General features: G+C 69.2%; 7 protein-coding genes. 3 read left to right on the forward strand and 4 right to left on the reverse strand.

What is annotated here, in order from left to right:
• A partial coding sequence (locus FLX07_RS37305; protein WP_208762571.1) for a hypothetical protein occupies nt 1-252 on the forward strand: 252 nt, incomplete at its 5' end.
• 24 nt (nt 253-276) lie between these two features.
• On the opposite strand, the gene FLX07_RS35505 is transcribed toward FLX07_RS37305, so the two are convergent.
• Both FLX07_RS35505 and FLX07_RS35510 read right to left on the reverse strand, forming a co-directional pair.
• Nucleotides 277-2,652 carry a family 43 glycosylhydrolase gene (locus FLX07_RS35505; protein WP_229689610.1) on the reverse strand — a complete coding sequence of 792 codons (2,376 nt, stop codon included), beginning with the start codon at nt 2,650-2,652 and terminating at the stop codon, nt 277-279.
• Nucleotides 2,653-2,937: 285 nt separating this feature from the next.
• Nucleotides 2,938-5,871: a family 43 glycosylhydrolase gene (locus FLX07_RS35510; protein ID WP_142576324.1), complete on the reverse strand. Its 2,934-nt coding sequence runs from the start codon at nt 5,869-5,871 to the stop codon at nt 2,938-2,940.
• Between the two features lie 667 nt (nt 5,872-6,538).
• On the opposite strand from FLX07_RS35510, the gene FLX07_RS35515 reads away from it, so the two are divergent.
• Entirely contained in the window at nt 6,539-7,345 is an 807-nt protein-coding gene (locus FLX07_RS35515) for an SAM-dependent methyltransferase (protein WP_142576325.1), read from the forward strand.
• Between the two features lie 25 nt (nt 7,346-7,370).
• On the opposite strand, the gene FLX07_RS35520 is transcribed toward FLX07_RS35515, so the two are convergent.
• Together FLX07_RS35520 and FLX07_RS35525 are read right to left on the reverse strand one after the other, a co-directional pair.
• Complete coding sequence (locus tag FLX07_RS35520; RefSeq protein ID WP_142576327.1) at nt 7,371-8,492, reverse strand: FAD-dependent monooxygenase; 1,122 nt, start codon at nt 8,490-8,492, stop codon at nt 7,371-7,373.
• Nucleotides 8,493-8,710: 218 nt separating this feature from the next.
• Nucleotides 8,711-9,460, reverse strand: a complete 750-nt coding sequence (locus tag FLX07_RS35525) for a sulfotransferase family protein (RefSeq protein WP_223854457.1) — start codon at nt 9,458-9,460, stop codon at nt 8,711-8,713.
• A 334-nt stretch (nt 9,461-9,794) separates the two neighbouring features.
• Between FLX07_RS35525 and FLX07_RS35530 the strand changes: the two genes are divergently transcribed.
• A partial coding sequence (locus FLX07_RS35530) for an extracellular catalytic domain type 1 short-chain-length polyhydroxyalkanoate depolymerase (protein ID WP_142576328.1) occupies nt 9,795-11,019 on the forward strand: 1,225 nt, incomplete at its 3' end.

Raw genomic sequence — 11,019 nt, forward strand, 5'->3', positions numbered from 1 at the left:
GGGGCCGGCCAGGCCGGCGCCGGCGAGGGTGAGGCCGAGGACGGAGGCGGCGAGTATCTGGGTGGTCCGGGTGATTTTCACGTGATCATCGCTCCATTTATGGGGGGCGGGGCCGGCCGGCTGATCGGCCGGCCGGTCCCGTGTCGTGCTGAGTCGTGGCTGACGCTCCTGGGCGGTGTCCCCGTCGCCGGGACCGTGGTGACCGTGGTCACCGCCGGGTGGTCACCGCCGGTGCGGCCGGCCGTTCAGTAGCGCGGCCGGCCGCGGTCAGGCGGTTCAGCGGCAGCTGGCCGCGGCGTAGTCGGCGTTGTAGGTCGAGGTGACCTGCTTGCCGTCGATCGTGGCGGTCGCCTTCACCGTGACCGTGCCGGCGTCGATCTGGGCGGCGCGGGTGTTGAAGGACTGGTAGGCCTGCTTGCCCGGAGCCACGTCGGCCACGGTCTTGGAACCGAACGGGGTGGTCAGCTCCACCGTCGCCGGGACCCCGCCGTTGTTCACGGCAGTCACGGCGACGTACGTCGAGGCGCCGATGCAACGGGAGGAGGCCGACACGGCCAGCTCGACCCCCTGCGAGGACGCGGCCTCGAACGACCAGGAGTCGACCTCGAAGAGGTCCGCCCCGTCGGGGCCGGCGTAGGTGAAGTACACGTCGTGCACGCCTGTGACGCCGTCGAGCTGGGCGGTCAGCTTCGTCCACTCGCCGAGCGGCGCGTCGACCGGGATGGTCGCCACCACGGGTGAGGTGCGGCCGTCGAGACGAACCTGGATCTTCCCGCCGGTCGCGAGGGGGCGCACCTTGGCGGTGACGGCACTGGCGCCGTCGTCGCCGAAGTCGACCTTCGCCAGCGACGTCCAGTCGCCGTTGTCGATGTCGTGCACCACGAGGTTCGGGGCCTGCGCGCCGAACTCCTCCGACCCGCCGTCGATCTTCTTCGTGGCGATGCCCTGCTGCCAGGCGATCGTCTCGGCCTCGATGACGCGGTACGGGGCGAGGTTGTGGATCTGCTCGACGCCCTTGTAGTCGCCCTTCACCTCCTTGATCGTGCCGTCGGCGTTGAAGTCGAGCTTGGCGAGGTGCGGGCTGCGGAAGCCCTGGGTGGCGCCGCCCGTGATGCGGCTGTTGAGCGTCTGGGCGTGGTAGGTGAAGTAGTACTGCCCGTCGAGCTGGAACACCGACTGGTGGTTGTTGCCACCCGCGCCGAAGTAGGTGCCGGGGTTGCGGAAGATGATGCCCTTGTACGTTTCGGGGGTCCAGGGGCCCATCGGGCTGTCCGCCATGAGGTAGGCGATGGCCCCGGTCGGCGGGCCGTTGGGGTCGATCGCACCGCCGAAGCCGAAGTTCGACGAGTACGAGTAGTAGTACTTGCCGTCGCGCTTGAACAGGTGGCCGGCCTCGAACACGAGCGGCGCGTCGATGACCTCCGCCGAGCCCTTCGTGCTGATCATGTCATCGCCGAGCTTGATCACGCGGGTGGACTTCGGGTGGTTGGTGTTCTCGGCGCTGCGCGTCCCGTCGTCGCCGCCACCGCCGAAGACGAGGTAACCCTGGCCGTCGTCGTCGATGAACACACCGGGGTCGAAGAGCCAGTTCTTGCCGTTGGAGGCCCCCGGAGTCGAACCCGTGATGAGCAGGCTGCCGCGCTCGTCGTGCCACGGGCCGACCGGCGAGTCACCGACGATGACGCCGGAGCCGCCGCCGTTGTTGGCGAAGTAAAGAAAGAACTTCTCCTTGCCGTCGACGACCTTGCTCTCCATGGCGGGCGCCCACGAGTTGCTCGCGTAGCGGGCGACCCCGCTCGAGCCCGCGACGGGGATCTCGCCGTGGTCGACCCAGTTCATGAGGTCGTCGGACGAGATGACCGTGATCGTGTTGATGCTGGCGTAGGTGTTCGTCGAGGAGACCCCGGTGGGACCCGGCTTGTACTCCTGCGTGTCGTTGGTCATGTAGATGTACACGCGGCCGTCGTGGACGAAGGCGTTGCCGTCGGCCCCGAACTTGTGCGAGATGAGCGGGTTGCCCTCGCCGGGGTTCTTGCCGAGCGCCTCGATGGTCGTCGACGGCACGAACTCCGCGACGGACACGTCGTCGACCTTGAAGTCCATGAGGTGCGTGTCCGGAGCGGACGCGGGGTCCGACGTCCAGGGCGTCTCGATGAAGAGCCTCGCGGTGGAGACGCTCTGCCCCGCGGGAATCGTGAAGGTGCCCTGGATGAGCCCCCACTGCCCGCGCGCCACCGTCACCGTGCCGACGTTCGTGTAGGTCCCGCCGCCGTAGTGCATGGTGGCGAAGAACTGCTTGGTCGCCGGGCTGTTGGGGTTCTCGTACTTCACCCGCACGGTGATCGCGTACGTCTTGCCGGCCTGCACCTTGCCGGACAGGTCCTGCATCGGGCCGGAGCCGGTCGTCTTGCGGTTGGTGACGAGCACGGCGTTCGACCCGCCGTAGGCGTCCGTCGTGGGCGACAGCGTCGCACCGTCGGTCGCGTTCCCGTTGTTGACGAACCAGCTGGTGAGGCCATCCTCGAACCCGCCGTTCACGATGATGTTCGGGGCGGCGGCCTGGACCGGCCCCGTCGTCGCGGCGACCGCCGCGGCCAGCATGGTGCCGGCCACCGCAATCGCGGCGACCCGTCGCCGGGTCGTCTTTCGCACACGCTTCAACACGAAATATCCTCCTTGGCCTCAGACTTTTCTGGGGACATGGACGCCCCGGGGCGGGTCGGCTCACTGCGATGGATGAGCGGCCGCACGCCCCGGCGAATCGCGCAGGTGCGCGCGACACGTTCATGGGGGTGCGGGGCCGGCCGGCTGGTCGGGCCGGTCGGCCCCGGGTTGTGCTACGGCGGTGTCCTCGTCGTGAGGACCGTGGTCACCGCCGGATGGTCACCGCCGGTGCGGCCGGCCGTTCAGTAGCGCGGCCGGCCGCGGTCAGGCGGTTCAGCGGCAGCCGGCCGCGGCGTAGTCGGCGTTGTAGGTCGAGGTGACCTGCTTGCCGTCGATCGTGGCGGTCGCCTTCACCGTGACCGTGCCGGCGTCGATCTGCCCGGCGCGGGTGTTGAAGGACTGGTAGGCCTGCTTGCCCGGAGCCACGTCGGCCACGGTCTTGGAACCGAACGGGGTGGTCAGCTCCACCGTCGCCGGAACCTCACCGTTGTTCACCGCCGTCACGGCGACGTACGTCGAGGCGCCGATGCAACGGGAGGAGGCCGACACGGCCAGCTCGACCTCCGGCGAGGCGGTCTTGAGCGTGGCGAGCCGGGCCAGCTGGTAGCTGAGCGCCCGCTCCGGAGCGTCGATCTGGTTCTGGGTGCCGAACTCACCGGCCCGTGCCGCCTGCGCGCCGTCGAGCGCGGCCCGCATGCCGGCCCAGGCGTCCGCCGGGTAGTCGCGCTCGTCGAGTGTGCCCGCCTGCGCGATGGCGGCGTCGAGGGCGCTCGTGTCCAGACCCTTGTTCTGCGACGTCAGCGTGTCGCTGAGCTTGTAGTAGTCGAAGTCGACGTGCCCGCCCTTCTCCTTCGTCGCGTAGTCGAACAGGCCGACCCGGTGTCCCATGAAGTGCGAGAGGCTGCCGTCCAGCGTCTGCGGGCCGACACGGCTGCCCAGCTGGGTCCACTTCAGCCCGTCGAGGCTGTAGTAGAACGTCGTCCACAGCTGCCCGGCGGGCGAGCTGAAGTCGAGGTCCGCCTTCACGTACACCTGGGTCGCGTCTCCCAGCGGCACCGTCGTGCCCGACACGAAGTTCTCGATCGCCGCCTGGTCGATGTCGACCGCGAACGGCTGTCCCCGGTTGACGACGCCCAGCGTGTTCTGGCCGTCGACGCGCTTGACCGCCACGTAGGAGAACCCGCGGTTGTAGGCGGCCAGGCCGGCGACGTCGCCGTTCTTCATGCCGGAGATGTCCATCCTGGTCTCGACGGACTGCCGCGGCCCGAACGTGCGCTGCGACAGCGTGTTCCGCGCCTCCTCGAACCAGGTCAGCTCGTCCTTGCCGGAGAGCTTGCCGTAGACGTACTTGCCGGTGACCACCTTGCCGGTCGTCAGCCGCAGCCAGCCGTCCCGGTCGGTGAGCGACCAGTAGCGGTTGTCGGGGGCGTGGTTCCACTCCCACACCGGGTCGAGCCGCGACCCGTTGGGGGCGATCTCCTCCTTGGAGGGGCTCTCGACCGTCACCGGCTGGCCGACGATCGAGATGTCGTCGATCAGGTAGTCCACGCTCGACGACGCCGGCTGTGGGTTGCCCCACGGGGTCTCGACCGCGAACTTGAAGTTGTCGACGTTCGCCGTCGTGGGGACGGTGTACTGGCCCGTCACGGTCGTCCACTGCCCGGAGGGAACGTTCCCGGACGCCATCGTCTGGACGCCCGTGCCCCAGTCGGCCACGAGGTTGAACCGGATGCTGCTCGGGCCCGAGGTGTACTTGACCCTGGCCGACACGGTGTAGGTCACACCGCGTTGCACCTTGCCGTTGAGGAACTGGTTCGGCCCGGAACCGTTGAGGGTGCGGTTGCTCACCTTCAGCGCCGCCGAGCCCGCGGCCGGGCCGGTCGTGTCGCGGCTGATCGTGGCGCCGTACTGCGTGCCCCACGGCGAGACCGCGTCGGCCTCGAACCCGGGGTTCTGCAGGAGTTCGACGCCGATGAGCGAGTCGTCGTACTCGGGCGGGTCAGGGATCGTCCACTGCTCGTCCATGTACGGCCTGTGCGGAGCGTCGTTGGCGAAGTCGTCGGAGGCGACGATGCTCTTCTGCTGCTCGAACCTCTCCTCCTCCGGGCTCAGCGTGATCGGTTTGGCGAACGCGCCGCCCACCGGCACGACTCCGTTGGTGCCGAAGGTCGGCCAGCCGTCCTGCCACGTCGCGGGGATGAGCGCCGGGGTGCGCCCGATCGGGAAGTTGTCGCGGAAGAACATGCCGTACCAGTCGGTGCCGCCGTTCTCGCCCGCGATCGGCACGAGGCTGCCCTGGGCGAAGCCGTTGGAGTTGAGCACCCCGCGCGCCTCGTAGGTGTTCGTGCCGTCGGCCGAGGTGTAGCGCCCGAGCAGGTCCTTGGACCGGAACATGGCGACCTGGCGTCCCTGCCCGGACGGCCAGGTGATGATGACCACGTAGTAGTAGCCGTTGATGTGGAAGACCTGGGCGCCCTCGAACAGGCCGCCGATGAACGGCTTGCCGGCGTAGTCGCCCGCGGTGAAGATGCTCGGGAAATCCTTGTCGATGCCCGACATATCGGACTTGAGGCGTACGGCGCTCGTATTGCCCGAGCCGTAGAAGATGTAGGCCGTGCCGTCGTCGTCGAAGAACAGCGACGGGTCGTGCAGGCCGCGGCCGAGCGGCGTGCGCGTCCACTTCCCGTTCTCGACGTCGTCGGTGCTGTAGAGGTACGCGCCGCCGAGGTTGTTGGTGTTGAAGACGACGTAGAACTTGCCGTCGTGGTAGCGCAGCGACGACGCCCACTGGCCCTGGCCGTAGGAGTTCTGCCCGTTGCGCAGGGAGAACGCGTCGCCGATGTCGGCCCGGTCGAACACGTAGTTGACGATCTCCCAGTTCACCAGGTCGTACGACTTCATGATCGGCGCGCCCGGGCTCAGGTGCATCGTCGTGCTGATCATGTAGTAGACGTCCCGGTGCTCCTTGCTCTCCGCGGCCGGAACGCGTTCAACGCTGATGTCGGGCACGTCGGCGTTGGTGATCGGCACGGTGTAGGTGCCGTCGCCCTTGTCGGTCGAGGTGTACGACGGCGCCGGTGACCAGCCGGCGGCGCTCGCCACACCGCCGTAGGACACGAGACCGCCGCACACGAGCGCGGCGGCCGTCGCGAGCGAGATCCTCCGGAACCGTCGGGGGATCGCCGTGGATCGGCGATTTTCGGGCACGCGAAACTCCTCTGCAGAACGATTGTCAGGAAATGCCTGACGTGAGGGGGGTGGGATCTGAGTGAGCGGTCGACGGGGATGCGAGCGAACCGTCGGCTCGCGAAGGTAGAGCTCGTCCTGGGTCAGGTCGGCGTGGCGGTCCCGCTGGAAGGGGTGGAGCCTGCGGGTTCGCGTGAAGGCGATGTCCTACCGGTAGCGCGGCGTGGAGAGGCGGGCGTTCACCTCAGGTGCGCAGGTAAGGCGGTCATGAGGCGGTCGCGCATGAAGGGGGCCGTATTGGTGCGGGCGGGGCGGTGTGAAACGTTCCCGCGGAGGGGCAGGGTGAGCTGCGGCGGGGGGACCGCTCTCATCAGGGGGGCTCCTCGACCTGTTAGCGCTAACATTTCCGGCTGCCGGCAATGACGGTGATCTCCCGTGACCGTAGGTTGGGGCGGCGGGCACTGTCAAGAGTGGGAGACGTGCGCCGAGACCAGTAATGTCCCATCCGTAAGTGGGAAGATTCCCGTTTCGGCACGTCGGGGAGCGGTCCAATCTGGTGGATAACGGGAATTCGCCTACATGACCCCTCTTCGTGCCGATTTCCGATGGTTGATGACAAATTGATGACGCGTCCTCCTTATCGCGATCAAGGGCCGTACCATCCTTGGTGTACGACGAGGAGAGTGTTGTGGACGAGCACAAGGTGCCGGGGGGTGTCGACCCGTTTACACCGAGCGTCGCCCGGATGTACGACTACTACCTGGGTGGCAAGGACAACTTCGCGGCGGATCGTGAGGCCGCGAAGAAGATCATCGAGATCCTGCCCAACCTTCCCGACATCGCCCGGGAGAACCGCGAGTTCCTCATCCGAACCGTCACCCACCTCGCGCGGCAGGGCATCCGCCAGTTCCTCGACGTCGGCGCCGGGCTTCCGACGCAGCGCAACGTCCATCAGGTCGCCCAGGAGCTGGCTCCGGAGTCCCGGGTCGTCTACGTGGACAACGACCCCATCGTCCTCGTCCACGCGCGGGCCATCCTCGCCGAGAACGAGCGGGTGCGTGCGGTCGAGGCGGACATGCGCGACCCCGAGGCGCTGCTGGAGCATCCGAAGGTCCGGGAGCACATCGACTTCTCCCAGCCGCTCGCCCTCCTCCTGCTCGGCGTGCTGCACTTCGTCCCGGGCGACGACGAGGCCGTGGAGATCGTCTCGACGCTCCGGAAGCCCCTCGTGCCGGGCGGCTATCTGGTCGTGTCGCACGGCTCCCTCGGCGACCTGAGCGATGACCAGGAGGAGCAGGGCCGCAAGGTCTTCAGCCGCACTTCCGTCCCCGGCACCACCTCCCGCTCCTACGACCAGGTCCTCGCGTTCTTCGACGGCCTCGACCTGGTCGAGCCGGGAGTGGTGCCGCTGCACGAGTGGCGGCCCGACACCGACTTCCCCTTCGTACGGAACGGCAAGGCCGGCGCGCTCGGCGGGGTGGGCCGCGTCCGCTGACCCCCGAGGCGGCCGTCGAGCGTGATTACGGCCGCTCCGCCATGAGCGCGCTGATCCGGCCGGCGAGGCCGGGCACGTCGGCGTCCGGCGTCGGATTCAGCTGCCAGTCGGCGAGCTGCAGGGACGCCTCGACCACCGCCTTCGCCCGTTCGTGACGGCGGTCCATGTACGCGTCGAACAGCGACTGGTCGAGCCGGTCGGCGGCGAGCAGCAGCTCGGCCAGGACGGCGGCGTCCTCCAGGCACTGGGCCGCGCCCTGGGCGAGGGTCGGGGGGCAGGCGTGCGCGGCGTCGCCGGCGAGCACGACACGGCCGCGGTTCCACGGCCGGTCCACCAGCAGCGACTCGAACCACGTGTAGTTGATGCGGTCGGGGTCGGTGATGTCCTCGCGGATCTCGTCCCAGGCGCCGCCGTATCCCTCGGCGAGGGCCCGCATCTGCGCGACCTTGTCCCCGATCGCCTCCCGGGGCCTGACCTTGTCCGCCAGGTAGGCGTACATCGTGTCCGGGCCGGTGGGGCAGTATCCGGCGATGAAACAGGGGCCGCCGTAGACGAGGTCGGTGCGCTCGACCCCGGCGGGGCGGCGGGTGTGCACGCGCCAGATGCCCATGCCGGTCGGCCGCGGGGCGGCGTCGATCCCGATCAGAGCGCGCACCGCCGAGCGGATGCCGTCGGCGCCCACCACCAGGTCGTAGGTGCCGCTGGTGCCGTCGGACAGCCGCACCTCCACCTGGTCGCCGGTGTCGGTCAGCGCCTCGGCCGTCACCCCGAACCTGGTCCGCGCCCCGGCCTCGCGTACGGCGTCGGCGAGGATGGCGGCCAGTTCGGGGCGGTTCATGCCGAGGGTGGCCGGCAGGCCGGGGCCGCCGGTGCGGGCGTCGGGGATCTCCGTGAGCAGCGTGCCGTCCGGGGCGCGTAGCCCCAGCGAGTCGAACGGGAAGCCCGCGGCGGCGACCCGGTCCCACAGTCCGAGGTCGCGCAGCACCCGCAGCGCGTTGCCCTGCAGGGTGATGCCCGAGCCGAGTGCGCTGGTCCCCGGCCGGATCTCCGCGATGTCCACGGTGACGCCGGCGCGGGCGAGCGGGATCGCCAGGGCCGACCCGGTGGTGCCGCCGCCGACGATGAGGACGTTGCCTACTGCTGGCATGAGTGACTCACTTCATGACGAGGGGGTTGACGGGGGAGTAGACCACGTCCTTGATCGTAAACGGGGCGGCGGCGAGTGGTCCTGGCGGTGCCCGGGTACGTGCCCGAACGGAGAGGGCGCCGCGAGGCCGGGCCGCACCCTCGTGGTCGCCGGTCCGCCCACGCCCTCGCCGGCCCGGCTGTTCGAATCGATCGCGCAGGACGCGCGCCGGCCCGCCGTCAACCTCTGGGCGGGAAGGGCACGTGGACGCGGCCCTCGGTGCGCATGAGCTCGAACGTCCTGCGGATGGACGCGGCGTCGTTGAGGCGCGGGAATGGAGCGTCCGGGGGAGCGGAGACCCCGAGGAAGGCGCACAGCGGTCCCCATCCCTCGCGCACGTCGAAGACCAGGAGCCGCTCGGCGGGAAGGGCGGCCAGCACCGCGGCGACATGCCGGTGGTAGGCCGCGACGGCCCGCTCCTCGTCCGGACTGTGACCGGGCCGCCAGTCCTCGCCGAAGACCGACTCGCTGATCCGCTCGAAGAGCGGCTGGAGGCTCGTCATCGCGGCGACGACGGGACGGATGGCCTCGGGCGCCTCGTCCTCGCGCATCGGCTCGCGCGGGCTGAGCGAGACCAGCGCGCGGAAGCTGGCGTACCAGCTGCGCGGGTCGCGGACCGTGAGGACGACCTTGGCGTCCGGATAGGCCCGCGCCAGCTCCCGCCAGAAGAAACTGGCGGGCCAGTCCACGCAGGACCGGAAGCCCTCGAAGACGCGTTCCCAGTCACCCGGCCCGCCCGAGCAGACGGGCAGCCACCGTTCGGCGAGCTCCGGGCGGAGCAGGACCTCGAAGGTGTGGTAGCACGGCCCGAAGCCGAGCCGTTCCAGTGCCGCCTTCGTCGACGTCGTTCCCGTGCGCGGAAGTCCCGCGCCGATGACCTCCAGCATCTGCAGGCTCCCGTCGTCGCGCCGGCTGAGGCGGTAGACCATGCCCGCCCGCCGGGTGTTCTCACGGCGCGGTGACGCTCCCTCGGCATGCCGCTCCCACGATCTGACAACTTTTCGGTGTTCTCATGAAACTTTCCAAGAGTCACCGCCCGTCGGGTGGGGCGGGGTGCCGCTGACGTCCTCCTCTTCGTCGGCGCAGGATTCACGGTGATCTGCGGCTTGAGTCGCCAGAAAGTTTTAGGCACGCTTCGGAAACATTCACGTCGCCGGATCCGGTGAGGGTGTGGCATCCGCGAGCTGCGAGCAGTACGGGAGCCCGTCCCGGGCGCCACGGCCACACGTCCCGATCGGCGCAACCGGAGGAAGGACAGCTCACGTGAGACGACGCATCGTGGCCTTACTGGCCGCCGTGCTGATGCCCGTGGTCGCGGCGACCACGTTGCTGGTCACCCAACCGGCCGCCGCGGCCTCGCTGACCCGGGTGACCAGCTTCGGCAACAACCCGAGCAACCTGAACATGTACATCTACGTGCCGGACCGGGTGGCCGCCCGGCCCGCGCTGCTGGTCGCCGTCCACTACTGCACGGGCACCGCGTCGGCGCTGTACAGCGGATACTTCCGTGACTACGTGACCGCGGCCGACCAGTACGGGTACATCATCGTGTTCCCCGAGGCCACCCGCAGCGGCCAGTGCTTCGACGTGTACTCGCCCCAGGCGTTGCGGCGGGGCGGCGGCAGCGACCCGGTCGGCATCATGTCGATGGTCGACTACGCCAAGTCGCGCTACAACGTGGACCCCGGCCGCGTCTACGTCAGCGGCGTCTCCTCCGGCGCGATGATGACTAACGTGCTGGCGGCCGAGTATCCGGACGTCTTCACGGCGGGCTCGGCCTTCATGGGTGTCCCGGCGGGCTGCTTCGCCACCACCGACGGCTCCACCTGGAACAACCAGTGCTCCGGCGGTCAGAGCATCAAGTCCGCCCAGCAGTGGGGTGATCTGGCCCGTTCGATGTACTCCGGCTACAGCGGCTCCTATCCGCGCATGCAGCTGTGGCACGGCACCAACGACACCACGCTCGCCTACCCGAACTTCGGCGAAGAGATCAAGCAGTGGACCAACCTCAACGGCGTCAGCCAGACGCCCGCGTCCACTGACAGCCCCTCGTCGGGGTGGACTCGCACCCGGTACGGCGCCACCGGCACCCAGCCGCCGGTCGAGGGCATCAGCGTCTCCGGTCAGGGGCACTCGCTGCCCCTCAACGGCATGATCTCCTATGCGATCAACTTCCTCGGCCTCACCACCACGAGCTCTCCGTCGCCGTCGCCCTCTCCGTCCCCCACACCCTCGCCAACGCCGTCGCCCACACCCTCGCCCACGCCCCCGAACAGCCCGTCGCCGAGCCCGTCGCCGAGCCCGTCGTCCGGCCCGAGCGGTGGCCCGCCGGCCACGACCCTCGGTGCGGCCGCGGCCCGCAGCGGCCGCTATTTCGGTACGGCGATCAGCTCGAGCAGGCTGGGTGACTCGAACTACACGACGATCGCGAATCGTGAGTTCAACATGGTCACGGCCGAGAACGAGATGAAGATCGACGCGACTGAGC

Source organism: Microbispora bryophytorum (assembly GCF_006874465.1).
In the GTDB taxonomy this organism is placed as follows: domain Bacteria; phylum Actinomycetota; class Actinomycetes; order Streptosporangiales; family Streptosporangiaceae; genus Microbispora; species Microbispora bryophytorum.